Genomic DNA, 18,249 nt, shown 5'->3' on the forward strand with positions numbered 1-18,249 from the left:
GATGCAATCTGTGCTGGCCTTGACCGACACCCAGATCAGCACCTGGGTGGCGTCTTTCATTTTGCCGATGTTTCGCGTCACGGCGGTGCTGATGACCATGCCGGTGTTCGGGACCACCTTGGTGCCGAGGCGCATCCGCTTGTATTTTGCCTTCGCCATTACCATCGTCATCGTGCCCGGCTTGCCGCCGATGCCGCCGGTGAATGCCCTGGACCTCAGCGCGTTGTTGCTGATTGCCGAGCAGATATTGATCGGCGCGATAATGGGCTTCTCGCTGACGTTGTTCTTCCAGGCGTTCGTGATCGCCGGGCAGATCATCTCGATCCAGATGGGCATGGGCTTCGCGTCCATGGTCGACCCTACCAACGGCGTGTCGGTGGCAGTGATCGGGCAGTTCCTGACCATGCTGGTGACCCTGATTTTCCTGGCGATGAATGGCCATCTGGTGGTGTTCGAGGTCATGACCGAAAGCTTCACCACCTTGCCGGTGGGCTCGGGGCTGGTGGTCAACCACTTCTGGGAGCTGGTCGGGCGCCTCAGCTGGGTGCTGGGCGCCTCATTGTTGCTGGTGTTGCCGGCGATTACTGCGCTGCTGGTGGTCAACATCGCATTTGGCGTAATGACCCGCGCGGCGCCGCAATTGAACATCTTCTCGATTGGTTTCCCGCTGACCCTGGTGCTGGGCATGGGGATTTTCTGGATCGGCATGGCCGACATTCTCAATCAGTATCAACCGCTGGCCACCGACGCCTTGCAGTTCTTACGTGATCTGGCACGGGCGCGTTGAGCCATGGCCGAGAGCGAGAGTGGCCAGGACAAAACAGAAGACCCCACGGAGAAACGTAAAAAGGACTCCAGGGAAAAGGGCGAGATTGCCCGCTCCAAAGAACTCAACACCCTGGCGGTGATGCTCGCCGGTGCCGGTGGCCTGCTGATCTACGGCGGTGGCCTGGCGCTGGACCTGATGGAGCTGATGAAGCTCAACTTCTCACTGCCGCGCGAAGTGCTGCTGAGCCCCGGCGCCATGGGCCAATACCTGTTGCACTCGGGCAAGATCGCGATTCTGGCGGTGCAGCCGGTGCTGATCACCCTGTTGCTGGCGGCGCTGATCGGGCCGGTGTCCCTCGGCGGCTGGCTGTTTGCCGCCGGCAGCATGGCGCCCAAGTTCAGCCGCATGAACCCTGGGCCAGGGCTTAAGCGCATGTTCTCCACCAAGGCGCTGGTGGAGCTGCTCAAGGCCCTGGCGAAATTCATCCTGATCCTGTTTGTGGCGTTGACGGTGTTGTCCTCCGACATCGACGACTTGCTGCGCATTGCCCATGAGCCGCTGGAATCGGCCATCATTCACAGTGTGCAGGTGGTGGGCTGGAGTGCGCTGTGGATGGCCTGCGGGCTGATCATCATCGCCGCCGTGGACGCGCCGATCCAGCTGTGGGAAAGCCACAAGAAACTGCTGATGACCAAGCAGGAAGTGCGCGACGAGCACAAGGACCAGGAAGGCCGCCCCGAGGTCAAGCAGCGGATTCGCCAGCTGCAGCGGGAAATGTCCCAGCGCAAGATGATGGCGGCGGTGCCCGACGCCGACGTGGTCATTACCAACCCGACCCACTACGCCGTGGCGCTCAAGTACGACCCGGAGAAGGGCGGCGCGCCGATGTTGCTGGCCAAGGGCAGCGACTTTACCGCGCTGAAGATTCGCGAAATTGCCGTGGCCAACGACATTCTGCTGCTGGAATCGCCGGAGCTGGCGCGGTCGATCTTCTACTCCACCGACCTCGACCAGGAAATCCCCGCAGGCCTGTACCTGGCCGTGGCGCAGGTGTTGGCCTACGTGTACCAGATCCGCCAATACCGCGCGGGCAAGGGCAAACGGCCAGACCCGCTCAAGGATCTGCCGATTCCGCCGGAGCTGCGCCGCGATTCCTGAGTTTTTTGTGGCGAGCGGGCCTTCTTACCATATGTCGTCAGCGCCGTTGACCTGTCAACTTTGACAGTATCCATTGCACCGCCTTCACTGTTTGATAGAGCGACGAGGCGCGCCTTCATGCGTGGCTCGGGAGAGCGATCATGAGCAGGGCTACGGTCAGGTGGTTTGACGCGGTCAAGGGCATTGGTTTTGTCGCCCGCGACCGCGAAGGCAACGCGGTACCCGTTCAGGCAACGGGCAATCCCGCCAGCGAAATCGATACGCCGCCCAAGGCGCGAAAACCCCGCAAGCGAAAAAAATAACCTCCGGCTGCTCAGCCAAAAATCCCTACCACTGGTCATTAATCCCGGCTACCTGTCAACTCTGACAGTAGCCAGTTCTGCGTTCCCGCGGTTTTATGGTGCCGGACACTGTACGCAAGTAGTAACGAGATGCAGGGGAAGGGCGATGGAAGCGGTAACGGGGACGATCAAGGTTTATAACCGCAAGACCGGTGAAGGGCTGATTGCGTTGGATGGCGATGATGAGCCGGTGTGTTTGGACCGCTTGAGTTCGGCGTATACCCGGTGGCGAGAAGGCCAGCGGGTACAGTTCGCCAGGATTCATCGGCCACAGGGTGTGTTTGCGTTTTGTATCAGGCTTATCTAACGAGATTTTTGAGCGCAATGTCAGGAGAAGGGTTATGGCAACGGGTACTGTGAAGTGGTTTAACGACACAAAGGGGTTTGGTTTTATTACCCCGGATGATGGTAGCGAGGATCTTTTTGCGCATTTTTCAGCGATTCAGAGTGCTGGGTTCAAATCTCTGCAAGAGGGCCAAAAAGTCAGCTATGAAATAACGACAGGGCCCAAAGGCAAGCAAGCGTCCAACATCCAACCCGTATGAAGATCGTTCCCACGCTCCCGCGTGGGAATGCCTCCTGTGACGCTCTGCGTCACCGTTGCGCAAGGATCAAGTCGGGACGCAGAGCGTCCCTGGCTGCATTCCTTTGCTGCGCGTGGGAACGATCATCACGATCATTCAGGCAGGTTCTGCCTCTGGTGACGGCGCTCTGTCATCCAGCAGTCGCTCAGCCAACAACCGTCCCACCTCAATCAGCTGCGCAATACCCAGCGCACCTTCTCGCTGTGTTCCCTCCAGGTCAAAGGCGAAATCGCAGGTCAGGGCGTGGGCGGAGGCCAGGTTTTCGGTGAGGTTGACCAGCAGGTCTTCGGTGCTGATGCCGTCGATAAGGGTGAGGATTACGCTGGGTGGGGGATTTGGGGTGGGTTTGATCATTGTGAAGCTCCTTGCGAAAGTGGAGCCGCCACTGATCGCCGCGACGCGATTGAAGGTGGCAGCTGTACGCAGGTTCGCGGACCGGTCTAGGAGCAACCCGGCATACCCGAAGGTATCCCGCGCACAGCCGCCATAGCGCCGCACAGTAGACGATAAAAAAGCGTCGACTGAAAGGGAGATGGTGCTTTTACTCCGTAGTAAACCGGGCCGCGACGCCCGACCACTGCATTTGCAGCGGTGTACGCAGACTAGGGAGCCCGGTTCCTAGGGGCAACCCGAAAACCTTGTCGGAAATTTCCTCATTAACAACAGGTACACCCCCATCCAACTGTGGGAGCGGGCTTGCTGAAGATCGTTCCCACGCTCCCGCGTGGGAATGCCTCCCGTGACGCTCTGCGTCACCGTTGCGCAGGGCTCAAGTCGGGACGCGGAGCGTCCCTGGCTGCATTCCCACGCAGAGCGTGGGAACGATGATCACACCCCAATCCAGCTCCCACATTTGAACCGGTGACCGCTCGACGATCGTCGCCCTGAAACCAAAGTTGGAAGGCTTCTTGCAATACCGCCTCCAGGACGCCCTCCGGCGTCAAAACTTTGCTTCAAGGAACACGAGGAATACCGGTGGTAGATCGCTCTCAAATGCTCAACACGGCCCGTGGCACCCTGACTGATTTGTCGCGGGGCAACCTGGGTGTGCCGTTGTTGTTGCTGGTGATGCTGGCAATGATGATGTTGCCGATGCCGCCGTTCCTGCTCGACGTGTTTTTCACCTTCAACATTGCGCTGTCGGTGGTGGTGCTGCTGGTCTGCGTGTACGCCCTGCGGCCGCTGGATTTCGCCGTATTCCCGACCATTTTGCTGATCGCGACCCTGCTGCGCCTGGCGCTCAACGTGGCGTCTACGCGGGTGGTGATGCTCCACGGTCAGGACGGCCACGCCGCCGCCGGTAAGGTGATCCAGGCCTTCGGTGAGGTGGTGATCGGCGGTAACTACGTGGTTGGTATCGTGGTGTTCGCGATCCTGATGATCATCAACTTCGTGGTGGTGACCAAGGGCGCCGGGCGGATTTCCGAGGTGAGCGCGCGGTTTACCCTCGACGCCATGCCCGGCAAGCAAATGGCGATTGACGCCGACCTCAACGCCGGCCTGATCGACCAGAACCAAGCCAAATCCCGTCGTCTGGAAGTCGCCCAGGAAGCCGAGTTCTACGGTTCCATGGACGGCGCGAGTAAATTCGTGCGCGGTGACGCCATCGCCGGCCTGCTGATTCTGTTTATCAACCTGATCGGCGGCATGGCGGTCGGTATCTTCCAGCACGGCATGACCTTCGGTGATGCGGGCAAGGTGTACGCCTTGCTGACCATCGGTGACGGTTTAGTGGCGCAATTGCCATCACTGTTGTTATCCACAGCAGCGGCCATCATGGTTACCCGTGCTTCGGGCTCCGAAGACATGGGCAAGCAGATCAGCCGCCAGATGTTCGCCTCGCCCAAGGCGCTGGCCGTGGCCGCCGGTATCATGGCGATCATGGGCATCGTGCCGGGCATGCCGCACGTGTCGTTCCTGAGCATGGCGGCGATGGCCGCCGGTGGCGCCTACCTGTTCTGGCGCAAGCAAAATGCCGTCAAGGTCCAGGCCCAGCAGGAAATCGCCCGCCAGCAAGACTTGCTGCCATCGCCGGCCCGTGCCCAGGAAACCAAGGAGTTGGGCTGGGATGACGTGACCCCGATCGACATGATCGGCCTGGAAGTCGGCTACCGCCTGATTCCGCTGGTGGACCGCAACCAGGGCGGCCAATTGCTGGCGCGGATCAAGGGCGTGCGCAAGAAGCTGTCCCAGGACCTGGGCTTCTTGATGCCCACCGTACACATTCGCGACAACCTCGATTTGGCCCCCAGCGCCTACCGCCTGACCCTGATGGGCGTGATCCTGGCCGAAGCCGAGATCTACCCGGACCGCGAGTTGGCGATCAACCCCGGTCAGGTGTTCGGCACGCTCAACGGCATTACCGCCAAAGATCCGGCTTTTGGCCTGGAAGCGGTATGGATCGAAGTCAGCCAGCGCAGCCAGGCTCAATCGCTGGGTTACACCGTGGTGGACGCCAGCACTGTGGTCGCCACCCACCTCAACCAGATCCTGTACAAGCACTCCCACGAGCTGATCGGCCACGAGGAAGTCCAGCAATTGATGGGGTTGCTGGCCAAAGCCTCGCCAAAACTGGCCGAAGAACTGGTGCCTGGCGTGTTGTCGCTGTCGCAGTTGCTCAAGGTGCTGCAAGCCTTGCTCGCCGAACAGGTGCCGGTGCGCGACATTCGCAGCATTGCCGAGGCCATCGCCAACAATGCCGCCAAGAGTCAAGATACTGCCGCTTTGGTGGCTGCGGTGCGTGTCGGGTTGTCCCGCGCCATCGTGCAAAGCATTGTAGGCATTGAGTCTGAGCTGCCTGTTATCACCTTGGAACCAAGGTTGGAACAAATATTGCTCAATAGTATTCAGAAGGCCGGACTTGGCCAGGAAGAGGGCGTTTTGCTGGAGCCAAGCATGGCTGAGAAACTGCAGCGTTCGTTGATCGAAGCCGCCCAGCGTCAGGAAATGGCGGGCCACCCGGTGATTCTGCTGGTGGCAGGCCCGGTTCGAGCGATGTTGTCGCGGTTTGGGCGCCTGGCAGTACCGAATTTGCACGTTTTGGCTTATCAGGAAATTCCTGACAATAAGCAAGTGACTATCGTCGCGACAGTAGGGCCCAACGGCTGAGGTAGTGGGTTATGCAAGTTAAGCGTTTTTTCGCCGCCGATATGCGTCAGGCCATGAAACTGGTACGTGATGAGCTGGGCGCCGATGCCGCGATTATTGGAAACCGTCGCATTGCCGGCGGTGTCGAGCTGACGGCTGCCCTGGATTACACCCCGTCGGCGCTGGCGCCGCGCGTGCCGAACATGGAACTCGAAGACGAGCTGCGCAAAACCGCTTCGCGCATTGTCTCGGCCCAGGCTGAATTGAGCATGCGTGGCGACAGCGATGCCAGCACCAATCGCCAATTGTTCGCCGGCCTGCCGCTGACCGCCGCCGAGCCGTTGGTAGAACCGACCTTCAAAGAACCACCGCGCCCTGCAGCGCCAGCCCAGGCTCAAGCCGTCGACCAGCGCGCGCTCGACTCGATGCGTTTTGAACTCAATGGCCTGCGTGAGCTGCTCGAAGTGCAGCTGGGCTCGTTGGCGTGGACGCAGCTGCAAGGCAGCAAACCGCAACAGGCCAACCTGTGGCGCCGCCTGCAACGCATCGGCCTGTCCGGCCCGTTGTCGCGCGATTTGCTCGCGCTGACGGCTGAAGTCGAAGAACCACGCCAGGCCTGGCGCATGTTGCTGGCCCACCTGGCGCGCATGATCGTCACCCCGGAAATCGAACCGCTGGAAGAGGGCGGTGTGATTGCCATGGTCGGCCCCGCCGGCATGGGCAAGACCACCACCCTGGCCAAGCTGGCCGCGCGTTATGTGCTCAAGTATGGCGCGCAGAACATCGCGCTGGTGAGCATGGACAGCTACCGCATCGGCGCCCAGGAGCAGCTCAAGACCCTGGGCCGCATCCTCAATGTGACGGTGACCCACGTCGACCCGGGCCAGTCCCTGGCCAATGCGCTCGACCCGCTGCTGCGCAAGCGCGTGGTGTTGATCGACACGGCCGGCCTGCAAGCCAGCGACCCGGCACTGCGCATGCAGCTCGAAAGCCTGGCCGGGCGTGGCATCAAGTCGAAAAATTACCTGGTGCTTGCAACCACCAGCCAGAAACAGGTTCTTACCGCTGCGTACCACAGTTACAAACGCTGCGGCCTGGCCGGTTGCATCCTCACCAAGCTCGACGAAACGGCGAGCCTGGGCGAGGTGTTGAGCCTGGCGATCAGTCATGAGTTACCGGTTGCTTACCTGACCGACGGGCCGCGGATCCCGGATGATTTGCATCTGCCGCGCCGTCATCAGTTGGTCAGCCGTGCTGTCAGCGTGCAAATGCAAGAAGAGCCTAGCGAGGAAGCGATGGCCGACATGTTCGCCGACCTTTACCACAACCCGGCTAAGCGGGTGGGGTGAGGCAGGATGAACACCGTGAAATGTATCTACATCGATGGTCTGCAAGCGATTCACGCGGCCAAGCCATGTAGCCTGCGTCTAAGCAAGACAAGGTAAAGAAATAAAATGGGCAGCATGCATCCCGTACAGGTGATCGCGGTGACCGGCGGCAAAGGTGGCGTCGGGAAAACTAACGTGTCAGTGAATTTGTCCCTGGCCCTGGCAGAGCTTGGCCGTCGCGTCATGCTGCTGGATGCTGACCTGGGCCTGGCGAATGTGGACGTTCTGCTGGGGCTGACACCCAAACACACCCTTGCCGATGTGATCGAAGGCCGTTGTGAGCTGCGCGATGTGCTGCTGCAAGGCCCCGGTGGCATTCGCATCGTGCCGGCCGCCTCAGGCACCCAGAGCATGGTGCATCTGAGCCCGGCGCAGCATGCCGGCCTGATCCAGGCGTTCAGCGACATCGGCGACAACCTCGACGTGCTGGTGATCGACACCGCCGCCGGCATCGGCGAGTCGGTGGTCAGCTTCGTGCGCGCCGCCCAGGAAGTGCTGCTGGTGGTGTGCGACGAACCCACCTCCATCACCGACGCCTATGCCCTGATCAAACTGCTGAACCGTGACTACGGCATGAACCGCTTCCGCGTGCTGGCCAACATGGCCCAAAGCCCGCAGGAAGGGCGCAATCTGTTCGCCAAGTTGACCAAGGTCACGGATCGCTTTCTCGATGTCGCCTTACAATACGTGGGCGCAGTTCCCTATGACGAGTGTGTGCGCAAGGCTGTGCAAAAGCAGCGTGCAGTCTATGAAGCGTTCCCTCGTTCGAAGTGCGCACTGGCGTTCAAGGCTATTGCCCAGAAGGTCGATACTTGGCCGTTGCCTGCCAACCCTCGGGGGCATCTGGAGTTTTTCGTCGAGCGATTGGTGCATCAGACGAGCGCGGGACCTGTGCTATGACATCCAGCGGCTACAACCTTTACAAAAAGTCGGCACGTGACAGCCAGGGCGAACTGATCGAGCGCTATGCGCCCTTGGTCAAGCGCATTGCCTATCACTTGCTGGCACGCCTGCCTGCCAGTGTGCAGGTTGAGGACTTGATCCAGGCCGGCATGATCGGCCTGCTTGAAGTGTCGACCAAATACGACGCGAGCAAGGGCGCAAGTTTCGAGACGTATGCGGGTATCCGCATTCGAGGGGCGATGCTCGATGAAGTGCGTAAAGGGGATTGGGCGCCGCGTTCGGTACACCGCAATACGCGCATGGTCAGTGACGCAATTCGCGCAATTGAAGCAAAAACCGGTCGTGACGCTAAAGATCACGAAGTTGCGGCCGAACTCCAATTGAGTCTCGACGATTACTACGGGATTTTGAACGATACCTTGGGCAGCCGCCTGTTCAGTTTCGACGACCTTTTGCAGGACGGCGAACACGAAGGGCTGCACGAGGACGGCGCGAGTGCACATCTTGAACCGTCGCGCGACCTGGAAGACGAACGTTTCCAGGGCGCGTTGGCGGAGGCGATTGCCAATTTGCCGGAGCGTGAGCGACTGGTGTTGGCGCTGTACTACGACGAAGAGCTGAACCTCAAGGAAATCGGTGAGGTCCTGGGGGTCAGCGAATCGCGTGTCAGCCAGCTGCATAGCCAGTGCGCAGCCCGCTTGCGGGGGCGATTGGGAGAGTGGCGCGCGCGCTGACAGGCAGTGTGGGGACACTGCAGACGCTACCGCGAAGGCTTCACGCTTTCGCGGGTTCGTGCCGTGGTGCCCTGGGCAGTCCTTTTTGTGTAACGCCTGTTGATTGAAATGGCGCGTCCAGGTGCTGGGCGCGTTTAAGACTGCTTGGAGGTCGAATTGGACAAGAACATGAAAATCCTCATCGTTGATGACTTCTCAACGATGCGGCGGATCATAAAAAACCTGTTGCGTGACCTTGGGTTCACCAACACGGTCGAGGCGGATGACGGCCTGACGGCGATTCCGATCCTCAACAGCGGGAGCATCGACTTTCTGGTAACCGACTGGAACATGCCGGGCATGACCGGCATCGACTTGCTGCGTCACGTGCGCGCCGATGAAAAACTGCGCAGCTTGCCTGTGTTGATGGTGACCGCCGAAGCCAAGCGCGAACAGATCATCGAAGCCGCCCAAGCCGGGGTTAACGGTTACGTGGTCAAGCCATTCACGGCGTTGGCCTTGAAAGAGAAGATCGAAAAAATCTTCGAACGCATCCACGGCTGATATCACCACGGGGGAGCTATGGAGCATAAAGAAACGTCACAGGGCGATTTTGAATCGACCCTGAAAAAGCATGCTCACCAGTTGGTCGACAGCCTTGAAAAAGGCCAGTTCGGCGACGCGGTGCAGTTGATCCATGAGCTTAACCAGACCCGTGACCGCGGCCTGTATCAGGAAGTGGGCAAGCTCACACGCGAGCTGCACAGTGCAATCGTCAATTTTCAGATTGACCCGCACATGCCCCAGGCCGAAGAAATCTCGCAGATCACTGACGCCACCGAACGCCTGTCCTATGTGGTCAGGCTGACTGAGGCCGCGGCCAACCGCACCATGGACCTGGTGGAAAACGCCACGCCGCTGGTCAATGGCATGACCACCGAAGCACAAGCGCTCAGCGTTGACTGGGGCCGCTTTATGCGCCGGGAAGTGGGGGCTGAGGAGTTTCGTGAGTTGGCGCGTCGGGTCGACGCTTTTCTGTCGCGCAGCGAACAGGAAAACCGCACGGTGGCCAGCAACCTCAATGACATTCTGCTGGCCCAGGATTACCAGGACCTCACAGGTCAAGTGATCAAGCGCGTGACCCAACTGGTCACCGAAGTGGAAAGCAACCTGCTCAAATTGGTGCTCATGGCCGGCCAGGTCGACCGTTTTGCCGGCATCGAACATGACCGCGCAGCGATCCTCTCGGAAAAAGATCCACAAAAACATCTCGCCAAGGGTGAAGGTCCGCAGATTCATGCCGATAAACGTGAAGACGTTGTGTCAGGTCAAGATGACGTAGATGACCTGTTATCCAGTTTAGGCTTCTAAGGAGCACCCACATGAGCTTCGGCGCCGATGAAGAAATCCTTCAGGATTTCCTTGTAGAGGCCGGCGAAATTTTAGAGCAACTGTCCGAACAACTGGTCGAGCTGGAAAGCCGACCGGATGATGCGAACCTGCTCAATGCAATTTTTCGCGGTTTTCACACTGTAAAAGGGGGCGCCGGCTTCCTCCAGCTCCATGAGCTGGTGGAGTGCTGTCACATCGCCGAGAACGTGTTCGACATCCTGCGCAAGGGTGAGCGTCACGTCGACTCGGAACTGATGGACGTGATTCTCGAAGCATTGGATGCGGTCAACGGCATGTTCAGCGAGGTGCGCGAACGTGCGCCGATCACGGCCGCCACGCCGGAGCTGTTGGCTGCGCTGGCGCGTCTGGCCGAACCTGCTGATACCGCAGTTGCGCCGGTAGCCGCGCCTGAGCCTGTGGTTGAAGCCGAGCCGGATGTGACCGACAGCGAGTTCGAACAGCTGCTCAACTCCCTGAGCGCGGTGAAGGCCGAAGCTGAAGCACCGCAAGCGGCGACTGCGCCGACTGCGCCTGCCGTGCCGACCAGCGAAGACATTACCGACGCAGAGTTCGAATCCCTGCTCGACCAGTTGCACGGTAAAGGCCAGTTCGCGCCGGACGCTGTGGCACCTGCCGCCGAGCCGGCAGCGCCTGCCGCGGCTGCAAGCACCGACATTACCGACGACGAATTCGAAGCGCTGCTCGACCAACTGCATGGCAAGGGCACGTTTGCCGCCGACGCCTTGCCGGAAGTCGCCGCCATCGCGGCCGCACCTGCGGCCAGTGCTGCGCCTGCCAGCGTTGAGCCTGCCGCTGATGGCCTGATCTCCGATCACGAATTCGAAGCGTTGCTGGACGAGCTGCACGGCAAGGGCAAGTTCTCCGAAGTGGCCCCGGTCGCCGCGGCGACTGCCACGCCGGTAGCCGCCAAACCTGCGCCTGCCAAAGCTGCCGCGCCAGTGGCTGCCAAGCCTGCACCGGCACCTGCACCGGCTGCCGCACCTGCGCGTGCTGCAGCGGCGCCGGTGGCGGAAAAACCTGCCAGTGAAGCCGAAACCACCGTGCGGGTTGATACCGCGCGCCTGGACGACATCATGAACATGGTGGGCGAGCTGGTGCTGGTGCGTAACCGCCTGGTGCGCCTGGGCTTGAACAGCGGCGACGAAGCCATGCAAAAGGCCGTGTCGAACCTCGACGTGGTCACCGCAGACCTGCAGACCGCCGTAATGAAAACGCGCATGCAGCCGATCAAGAAAGTCTTCGGCCGCTTCCCGCGTCTGGTTCGCGACCTGGCGCGCCAGCTCAAGAAAGAAATCAACCTGGAACTGGTGGGTGAAGAAACCGACCTCGACAAAAACCTTGTCGAGGCCCTGGCCGACCCGCTGGTCCACTTGGTGCGCAACGCCGTCGACCACGGCGTGGAAACCCCGGAAGAGCGCGAAGCCTCGGGCAAGTCGCGCAACGGCAAGGTGATTCTGGCGGCCGAGCAGGAAGGCGACCATATCCTGCTGTCGATCACCGATGACGGCAAAGGCATGGACCCGGCGATTCTGCGCAATATCGCGGTCAAGCGCGGGGTGATGGACAAGGACGCCGCCGACCGCCTGACCGACACCGAGTGCTACAACCTGATCTTCGCCCCGGGCTTCTCGACCAAGACCGAGATTTCCGACGTGTCCGGCCGTGGCGTGGGCATGGACGTGGTGAAGACCAAGATCAGCCAGCTCAACGGCTCGATCAACATTTACTCGACCAAGGGCCAGGGCTCCAAGATCGTGATCAAGGTGCCGTTGACCTTGGCGATCATGCCCACCCTGATGGTGATGCTGGGCAACCAGGCGTTCGCTTTCCCGCTGGTCAACGTCAACGAGATCTTCCACCTCGACCTGTCGCGCACCAACGTGGTGGACGGCCAGGAAGTGGTGATCGTGCGCGACAAGGCGTTGCCGCTGTTCTACCTCAAGCGCTGGCTGGTGGCTTCGGCCAAGCATGAAGAGCAGCGCGAGGGCCATGTGGTGATTCTGTCCGTGGGCACCCAGCGCATCGGCTTTGTGGTCGATCAACTGGTGGGCCAGGAAGAAGTGGTCATCAAGCCTTTGGGCAAAATGCTGCAGGGAACCCCGGGCATGTCGGGTGCGACCATCACCGGTGACGGTCGGATCGCGCTGATTCTTGATGTTCCGAGCATGCTCAAGCGTTACGCCGCTCGGCGTATTTGATTCTGGTGGGGCAGGGCGGTAGTGCCCGCCCCGCCTAACGGAGTGTTTATGGCAGTCAAGGTCCTGGTGGTGGACGATTCGGGTTTCTTCCGCCGCCGCGTCTCGGAAATTCTTTCCGCCGATCCAACCATCCAGGTGGTCGGCACGGCCACCAACGGTAAAGAGGCGATTGATCAAGCCATTGCGTTGAAACCGGACGTGATCACCATGGACTACGAGATGCCGATGATGGATGGCATCACCGCAGTCCGACACATCATGCAGCGCTGCCCGACCCCGGTGTTGATGTTCTCCTCGCTGACCCACGAAGGCGCCCGGGTGACCCTCGACGCGCTGGACGCGGGTGCGGTGGACTTCCTGCCGAAGAATTTCGAAGACATCTCGCGCAACCCCGACAAGGTCAAGCAGATGCTGTGCGAGAAGGTGCACAGCATTTCGCGCAGCAACCGTCGCAGCCTGTTCAGCGCACCGGCGGCCGCGCCGGTAGCCGCGCCGACGCCGACCACCTCGACGTTTGCGCGCCCGGCACCGGCACCGATCGCCCGGCCTGCGGTGGCGCCAGTGCGTGCCCCGGCAGCGAGCGCGCATTCGCCTGCGCCCAAGCGCAAAGCCTACAAGCTGGTGGCCATCGGTACGTCTACCGGCGGCCCGGTGGCCTTGCAACGGGTGCTGACTCAACTGCCGGCCAACTTCCCTGCGCCGATTGTGTTGATCCAGCACATGCCCGCCGCCTTTACCAAGGCCTTCGCCGAGCGCCTGGACAAGCTGTGCCGCATCAGCGTCAAGGAAGCCGAGGATGGCGACATCCTGCGTCCTGGCCTGGCGCTGCTGGCACCGGGCGGCAAGCAGATGATGGTCGACGGCCGTGGCGCGATCAAAATCCTGCCGGGCGACGAGCGCCTGAACTACAAGCCGTGTGTGGATATCACCTTCGGTTCGGCGGCCAAGTCCTACGGCGACAAAGTTCTGGCGGTGGTCCTCACCGGCATGGGCGCCGACGGCCGTGAAGGCGCACGCCTGCTCAAGCAGGGCGGCAGCGCGATCTGGGCCCAGGACGAAGCCAGCTGCGTGATCTATGGCATGCCCATGGCCATCGTCAAGGCGGACCTGGCTGACGCGGTTTATAGCCTGGACGACATTGGCAAACATCTGGTGGAGGCCTGCCTCTGATGGATGTCTTGAGCCTGATTGGCATCACCATGGCGTTTGTCGCGATTATCGGCGGCAACTACCTGGAAGGCGGCCACCTCGGCGCCTTGGCCAATGGCCCGGCGGCGTTGATCGTGATTGGCGGCACCGTGGGCGCGGCGCTGTTGCAGTCGCCGTTGAGTTCCTTCAAGCGCGCCATGCAGATTCTGGTGTGGATCATCTTCCCGCCACGCGTGGACTTGCCGGGCGGCATTGACCGTGTCGTCAACTGGAGCCTCACCGCGCGCAAGGAAGGCCTGCTGGGCCTGGAAGGCGTGGCCGATGCCGAACCCGACAGCTACGCGCGCAAAGGCCTGCAACTGCTGGTCGATGGCGCCGAACCCGAGGCGATTCGCAGCATTCTGGAAGTGGACTTCTACACCCAGGAAAGCCGCGATATCAACGCCGCCAAAGTCTTTGAAAGCATGGGCGGCTATGCGCCGACCATCGGCATCATCGGTGCGGTGATGGGCCTGATCCACGTGATGGGCAACCTGGCCGACCCGTCGCAGCTGGGCAGCGGCATTGCCGTGGCCTTTGTCGCGACCATCTACGGCGTGGCGAGTGCCAACCTGGTGTTGTTGCCGGTGGCCAGCAAGCTCAAGTCGATCGCCATGCGCCAGTCGCGTTACCGCGAAATGCTGTTGGAAGGCATTTTGTCGATTGCCGAGGGTGAGAACCCGCGCTCCATCGAATTGAAGCTTCAGGGCTTCATGGATTGATGGGAGGGAGTCGATTGTGAGCCGTCGCCGCCGCGAGCCTGAAGAGCACGTCAACCATGAACGCTGGCTGGTGTCCTACGCCGACTTCATCACCTTGCTGTTCGCGTTTTTTGTGGTGATGTACTCCATCTCGTCGATCAACGAAGGCAAGTACAAGATTATTTCCCAGGCGCTGGTGGGCGTATTCAACGACACCGACCGCTCGCTCAAGCCGATCCCGATTGGCGAGGAGCGGCCCAAGACCGTGACGCCGGCCAAGCCGCTGGTCAATGACAGCGACGAAACCGCCGCCGGCATCGGTGGCACCAGCGACCCGCTCAAAAGCATCGCCGATGACATCAGCGCGGCGTTTGGCGACCTGATCAAATCCAACCAGATGACCGTGCGCGGCAATGAGTTGTGGGTGGAGATCGAGCTTAATTCCAGCCTGCTGTTCGCCAGCGCCGATGCGTTGCCGAGCGATCAGGCGTTTACCATCATCGACAAGGTGGCGGCGATTCTCAAACCGTTTGAGAACCCGATCCACGTCGAAGGCTTTACCGACAACTTCCCGATCAGCACTGCGCAGTACCCGACCAATTGGGAGCTGTCCTCGGCACGGGCCTCAAGCATCGTGCGCATGCTCGCGATGCAGGGCATTAACCCTGGGCGCCTGGCGTCGGTGGGCTACGGTGAGTTCCAGCCGGTGGCCAATAACGCCACCGCCGAAGGCCGCGCGCGCAACCGCCGGGTGGTGCTGGTGGTGTCACGTAATCTGGATGTACGCCGCAGCCTGACCGGCACCGGTACTGCCAATGCAACACCGGATGCGGCCTTGAAGCGGGCTGGCACACAAACTGCACCGCCAACCGTTAAGCCGCCGGTTCGTCAGAGCGCCGTCAATTCTCCGTCGCCGGCTCAATAATGTTATGTAATGTCTCGGTCGCGCCTTAGCCTACCGGGAGGAACCAACTGAATGAGAGTCTGGGCAGTTGCCAATCAAAAGGGTGGAGTCGGCAAGACCACCACGTCCATCGCCCTGGCCGGCTTGCTGGCCGAGGCGGGCAAGCGTGTGGTCGTGGTCGACCTGGACCCGCACGGCTCGATGACCAGTTATTTCGGCTATGACCCGGATGCGCTGGAGCACAGCTGCTACGATCTGTTCCTGCACAAGGGCAGCGTACCGGCAGATTTGCCGGGGCAATTGCTGCTGCCCACCAGCAACGAGAGCATCTCGCTGTTGCCGTCGAGCACTGCGCTGGCGACCCTTGAGCGCCAGTCGCCAGGGCAGAGCGGGCTGGGCCTGGTGATCGCCAAGACCCTGGCGCAACTGTGGCAGGACTTCGACTACGCAATTATCGACAGCCCGCCGTTGCTGGGCGTGCTGATGGTCAACGCCTTGGCGGCCAGCCAGCAGTTGGTGATCCCGGTGCAGACCGAACACCTGGCGGTCAAAGGCCTGGAGCGCATGGTCAGCACCTTGGCGATGATCAACCGTTCGCGCAAACAGGCGCTGCCGTACAGCATTGTCCCGACTCTGTTCGACCGCCGTACCCAAGCGTCGCTGGGCACCTTGCGGGTGTTGCGCGATGCGTACCCGGAAACGATCTGGAACGGCTACATTCCGGTGGACACGCGCCTGCGTGACGCCAGCCGTGCCGGGCTCACGCCGTCGCAGTTCGACGGCAAGAGCCGTGGCGTACTGGCTTACCGTGCGTTGCTCAAACATTTGCTGTCCCAGCAACTTGTGGCGCAGGTGGCGTGATGAACCGTCCCGTTGAGCTTAAGACCCGGCCGCAACTGGCACTGGAGTCCTACCTGGACGCCTTGTTGCAGGAAGCGACGGCCGAGGAGTTGCCGGAACCGATTCTGGTACTTGAACCTGCTGTCATTGAGCCTGCTGCCCTTGAATCCGAAAGCGCCCTGGATGAATTCCAACTGGCGGTGCTGGAAGAGCAGGCGCGTGATGCCCATGTGGTGGTGCCGATTGTGCCTGTGCCCCTGGTGGTTGCGCCCGTGGTGGTTGAACCGGTGGTGGAAGTGCATCTGCCGCCGAGCATCACGCCGCCACCGGCCACGGGCGATGGTCGCCCGGCGTGGGCGGCCGAGCCGTTCGAGTGCCTGCTGTTCGACGTCGCCGGGTTGACCCTGGCGGTGCCGCTGGTATGCCTGGGGTCGATTTACTCGCTGGAAGGCCAGGAGTTGACGCCGCTGTTCGGGCAACCGGAGTGGTTCCTCGGCATCCTCCCCAGCCAGGCCGGCAACCTCAAGGTGCTGGACACGGCGCGCTGGGTGATGCCCGACCGTTACCGCGATGACTTTCGCCAGGGCTTGCAATACGTGATCTCGGTGCAGGGCTACGAATGGGGGCTGGCGGTGCATCAAGTCAGCCGCTCGTTGCGCCTGGACCCGAATGAAATCAAGTGGCGCAGCCAACGGGGCCAACGGCCCTGGCTGGCGGGCACCGTGATTGAACATATGTGCGCGTTGCTCGACGTCGCCGAACTGGCCGAGTTGATCGCCAGCGGTGCGGTCAAGACGATGCCACAGAACAAACGCAGTTGATTGAACAATAAGGGCCGTGCGGTTGCGCGGTCGAAGAAGCACACACTGAAGGGGTCAGGGGTATGAACAAGTCAGCGTCCGCACAAGGTTTGGATGATCCGATCCTGCAATGGGTTACCTTCAAACTGGACAATGAAACCTACGGCATTAACGTGATGCGCGTGCAGGAAGTGCTGCGCTACACCGAGATCGCTCCGGTGCCGGGTGCGCCGAGCTACGTGCTGGGCATCATCAACCTGCGCGGCAACGTGGTAACGGTGATCGACACCCGCCAGCGTTTTGGTCTGGTGCCGACCGAGGTCAACGACAACACGCGTATCGTGATCATCGAAGCCGACAAGCAAGTGGTCGGGATCATGGTCGACAGCGTGGCTGAAGTGGTTTACCTGCGTCAGTCGGAAGTTGAGACCGCGCCGAACGTGGGCAATGAAGAATCGGCCAAGTTTATCCAGGGCGTGTGCAACAAGAACGGCGAACTGCTGATTCTGGTTGAGCTGGACAAGATGATGAGCGAAGAAGAATGGTCGGATCTGGAGAACATCTGATTGTTTCTTGATGCGGTGGTGATTGTCCTGGCCCTGCTGTGGGCCGGGACCTTGGCATTCCTGCTGCGCTATATGCGCCAGCAACGGGAGTTGGCCGTGCAACAGGCCGAGCGCGATGCGGTGCGTGACCGGCGGATTCTGGATCTGGTCAAGCGTGTGGATCACTTTCAGCAAACTGCGGTGAAGGTTGGGGATGAGGTGCATGAACTGCGCGCGATTCTTGGGCCATTGCCGGATAAGTTGGCGCAGATTGAGCAGCGTGATCCTTCAAGCTTGTCGTTTGCCCAGGCGGCTAAATTGGTCGGCATGGGCGCGACGGTGGATGAGTTGACGCAGTCGTGTGGGTTGACCCAGGCTGAGGCGCAGTTGATGAGCAAGTTGCACAAGAGCTGATTGGCCCGATCCATTGAGACATCTCTGTCCAACTGTGGGAGCTGGCTTGCCTGCGATGGGGGTTCGTCGGTGTACATATCCGTTGCTGCGGTCACGGCGGCTTAGGGTTCCGCCCTGACGGCGGGTCACTTTTGTAAAGACCGGAATGCCGGCCCAGACAAAAGTAACCAAAAAATCTTCGCCCCACCACTCGGTGCCTCGCCTAGGCTCGGCATGCCAGAACGAAGGCTTGAATCCGTGGGCCGCCGCGATGGGCCATCCTTGGCCCAGCGCGGCTAACCCGGCGTCCTGCCGGGTTACCCA

At 60.9% G+C, this 18,249-nt stretch carries 20 protein-coding genes; 19 read left to right on the forward strand and 1 reads right to left on the reverse strand.

The features are described 5' to 3' along the window. Position 1 precedes the first annotated feature (1 nt). From fliR to AOA59_RS08800, 5 genes are all read left to right on the forward strand, one after another. Positions 2-787, forward strand: coding sequence for a flagellar biosynthetic protein FliR (gene fliR, locus AOA59_RS08785; protein ID WP_065929743.1), 786 nt, complete (start codon positions 2-4; stop codon positions 785-787). A gap of 3 nt (positions 788-790) precedes the next feature. Beyond that, on the forward strand, positions 791-1,927 hold the full coding sequence (flhB, locus tag AOA59_RS08790) for a flagellar biosynthesis protein FlhB (protein ID WP_056859763.1): 1,137 nt from the start codon (positions 791-793) through the stop codon (positions 1,925-1,927). A 140-nt stretch (positions 1,928-2,067) separates the two neighbouring features. Then, a complete protein-coding gene (locus AOA59_RS31950; RefSeq protein WP_122528502.1) occupies positions 2,068-2,229 on the forward strand; it encodes a cold-shock protein in 162 nt (53 codons plus the stop codon). Between the two features lie 145 nt (positions 2,230-2,374). Continuing rightward, complete coding sequence (locus tag AOA59_RS08795; protein WP_065929742.1) at positions 2,375-2,575, forward strand: cold-shock protein; 201 nt, start codon at positions 2,375-2,377, stop codon at positions 2,573-2,575. A 34-nt stretch (positions 2,576-2,609) separates the two neighbouring features. Then, the gene (locus tag AOA59_RS08800; protein ID WP_065929741.1) at positions 2,610-2,813 is read left to right on the forward strand and encodes a cold-shock protein; all 204 of its coding nucleotides are present in this window, start codon (positions 2,610-2,612) and stop codon (positions 2,811-2,813) included. Between the two features lie 135 nt (positions 2,814-2,948). On the opposite strand, the gene AOA59_RS08805 is transcribed toward AOA59_RS08800, so the two are convergent. Next, positions 2,949-3,206, reverse strand: coding sequence for a DUF6124 family protein (locus tag AOA59_RS08805; protein ID WP_099486872.1), 258 nt, complete (start codon positions 3,204-3,206; stop codon positions 2,949-2,951). Positions 3,207-3,845: 639 nt separating this feature from the next. Between AOA59_RS08805 and flhA the strand changes: the two genes are divergently transcribed. From flhA to AOA59_RS08875, 14 genes are all read left to right on the forward strand, one after another. Beyond that, on the forward strand, positions 3,846-5,960 hold the full coding sequence (gene flhA / locus AOA59_RS08810; RefSeq protein ID WP_056861060.1) for a flagellar biosynthesis protein FlhA: 2,115 nt from the start codon (positions 3,846-3,848) through the stop codon (positions 5,958-5,960). Positions 5,961-5,971: 11 nt separating this feature from the next. After that, the gene (gene flhF, locus AOA59_RS08815; RefSeq protein ID WP_065929738.1) at positions 5,972-7,288 is read left to right on the forward strand and encodes a flagellar biosynthesis protein FlhF; all 1,317 of its coding nucleotides are present in this window, start codon (positions 5,972-5,974) and stop codon (positions 7,286-7,288) included. A 105-nt stretch (positions 7,289-7,393) separates the two neighbouring features. After that, positions 7,394-8,227 carry a flagellar synthesis regulator FleN gene (gene fleN, locus AOA59_RS08820; RefSeq protein WP_003192912.1) on the forward strand — a complete coding sequence of 278 codons (834 nt, stop codon included), beginning with the start codon at positions 7,394-7,396 and terminating at the stop codon, positions 8,225-8,227. Then, complete coding sequence (fliA, locus tag AOA59_RS08825; RefSeq protein WP_016973417.1) at positions 8,224-8,964, forward strand: RNA polymerase sigma factor FliA; 741 nt, start codon at positions 8,224-8,226, stop codon at positions 8,962-8,964. The genes fleN and fliA overlap by 4 nt, the downstream gene beginning before the upstream one ends. 168 nt (positions 8,965-9,132) lie before the next feature. Then, positions 9,133-9,507, forward strand: a complete 375-nt coding sequence (locus AOA59_RS08830; RefSeq protein ID WP_003192908.1) for a chemotaxis response regulator CheY — start codon at positions 9,133-9,135, stop codon at positions 9,505-9,507. 18 nt (positions 9,508-9,525) lie between these two features. Further along, complete coding sequence (locus tag AOA59_RS08835) at positions 9,526-10,314, forward strand: protein phosphatase CheZ (RefSeq protein ID WP_065929737.1); 789 nt, start codon at positions 9,526-9,528, stop codon at positions 10,312-10,314. An 11-nt stretch (positions 10,315-10,325) separates the two neighbouring features. Further along, positions 10,326-12,554, forward strand: coding sequence for a chemotaxis protein CheA (locus tag AOA59_RS08840; RefSeq protein WP_099486873.1), 2,229 nt, complete (start codon positions 10,326-10,328; stop codon positions 12,552-12,554). A 48-nt stretch (positions 12,555-12,602) separates the two neighbouring features. After that, a complete protein-coding gene (locus AOA59_RS08845; protein ID WP_099486875.1) occupies positions 12,603-13,724 on the forward strand; it encodes a chemotaxis response regulator protein-glutamate methylesterase in 1,122 nt (373 codons plus the stop codon). Further along, positions 13,724-14,464, forward strand: coding sequence for a flagellar motor protein (locus AOA59_RS08850; protein ID WP_005790033.1), 741 nt, complete (start codon positions 13,724-13,726; stop codon positions 14,462-14,464). The genes AOA59_RS08845 and AOA59_RS08850 overlap by 1 nt, the downstream gene beginning before the upstream one ends. A 16-nt stretch (positions 14,465-14,480) precedes the next feature. Next, entirely contained in the window at positions 14,481-15,368 is an 888-nt protein-coding gene (gene motD, locus AOA59_RS08855; RefSeq protein WP_056861065.1) for a flagellar motor protein MotD, read from the forward strand. A 51-nt stretch (positions 15,369-15,419) separates the two neighbouring features. After that, positions 15,420-16,208 (forward strand): ParA family protein, encoded by a 789-nt coding sequence (locus tag AOA59_RS08860; RefSeq protein WP_065911550.1) that lies wholly within the window; start codon positions 15,420-15,422, stop codon positions 16,206-16,208. After that, positions 16,208-17,008: a CheW domain-containing protein gene (locus AOA59_RS08865; protein WP_099486877.1), complete on the forward strand. Its 801-nt coding sequence runs from the start codon at positions 16,208-16,210 to the stop codon at positions 17,006-17,008. Before AOA59_RS08860 ends, AOA59_RS08865 begins: the two co-directional genes overlap by 1 nt. Before the next feature lie 62 nt (positions 17,009-17,070). Beyond that, on the forward strand, positions 17,071-17,553 hold the full coding sequence (locus AOA59_RS08870; protein WP_056861068.1) for a chemotaxis protein CheW: 483 nt from the start codon (positions 17,071-17,073) through the stop codon (positions 17,551-17,553). Continuing rightward, entirely contained in the window at positions 17,554-17,946 is a 393-nt protein-coding gene (locus AOA59_RS08875; protein ID WP_065911546.1) for a DUF2802 domain-containing protein, read from the forward strand. Positions 17,947-18,249: the final 303 nt, after the last annotated feature.

This window comes from Pseudomonas sp. 2822-15 (assembly GCF_002742515.1).
Taxonomy (GTDB): Bacteria; Pseudomonadota; Gammaproteobacteria; order Pseudomonadales; family Pseudomonadaceae; genus Aquipseudomonas; species Aquipseudomonas salomonii.

Coding starts and splice junctions, on each gene's coding strand:
- AOA59_RS08865 (WP_099486877.1), top strand. CDS start 16,208: ATGAACCGTCCCGTTGAGCTTAAGACCCGGCCGCAACTGGCACTGGAG.
- flhB (WP_056859763.1), top strand. CDS start 791: ATGGCCGAGAGCGAGAGTGGCCAGGACAAAACAGAAGACCCCACGGAG.
- AOA59_RS08835 (WP_065929737.1), top strand. CDS start 9,526: ATGGAGCATAAAGAAACGTCACAGGGCGATTTTGAATCGACCCTGAAA.
- AOA59_RS08870 (WP_056861068.1), top strand. CDS start 17,071: ATGAACAAGTCAGCGTCCGCACAAGGTTTGGATGATCCGATCCTGCAA.
- AOA59_RS08860 (WP_065911550.1), top strand. CDS start 15,420: ATGAGAGTCTGGGCAGTTGCCAATCAAAAGGGTGGAGTCGGCAAGACC.
- flhA (WP_056861060.1), top strand. CDS start 3,846: ATGCTCAACACGGCCCGTGGCACCCTGACTGATTTGTCGCGGGGCAAC.
- AOA59_RS31950 (WP_122528502.1), top strand. CDS start 2,068: ATGAGCAGGGCTACGGTCAGGTGGTTTGACGCGGTCAAGGGCATTGGT.
- AOA59_RS08795 (WP_065929742.1), top strand. CDS start 2,375: ATGGAAGCGGTAACGGGGACGATCAAGGTTTATAACCGCAAGACCGGT.
- AOA59_RS08830 (WP_003192908.1), top strand. CDS start 9,133: ATGAAAATCCTCATCGTTGATGACTTCTCAACGATGCGGCGGATCATA.
- fliR (WP_065929743.1), top strand. CDS start 2: ATGCAATCTGTGCTGGCCTTGACCGACACCCAGATCAGCACCTGGGTG.
- AOA59_RS08800 (WP_065929741.1), top strand. CDS start 2,610: ATGGCAACGGGTACTGTGAAGTGGTTTAACGACACAAAGGGGTTTGGT.
- flhF (WP_065929738.1), top strand. CDS start 5,972: ATGCAAGTTAAGCGTTTTTTCGCCGCCGATATGCGTCAGGCCATGAAA.
- fleN (WP_003192912.1), top strand. CDS start 7,394: ATGGGCAGCATGCATCCCGTACAGGTGATCGCGGTGACCGGCGGCAAA.
- AOA59_RS08845 (WP_099486875.1), top strand. CDS start 12,603: ATGGCAGTCAAGGTCCTGGTGGTGGACGATTCGGGTTTCTTCCGCCGC.
- AOA59_RS08840 (WP_099486873.1), top strand. CDS start 10,326: ATGAGCTTCGGCGCCGATGAAGAAATCCTTCAGGATTTCCTTGTAGAG.
- fliA (WP_016973417.1), top strand. CDS start 8,224: ATGACATCCAGCGGCTACAACCTTTACAAAAAGTCGGCACGTGACAGC.
- AOA59_RS08805 (WP_099486872.1), bottom strand. CDS start 3,206: ATGATCAAACCCACCCCAAATCCCCCACCCAGCGTAATCCTCACCCTT.
- AOA59_RS08850 (WP_005790033.1), top strand. CDS start 13,724: ATGGATGTCTTGAGCCTGATTGGCATCACCATGGCGTTTGTCGCGATT.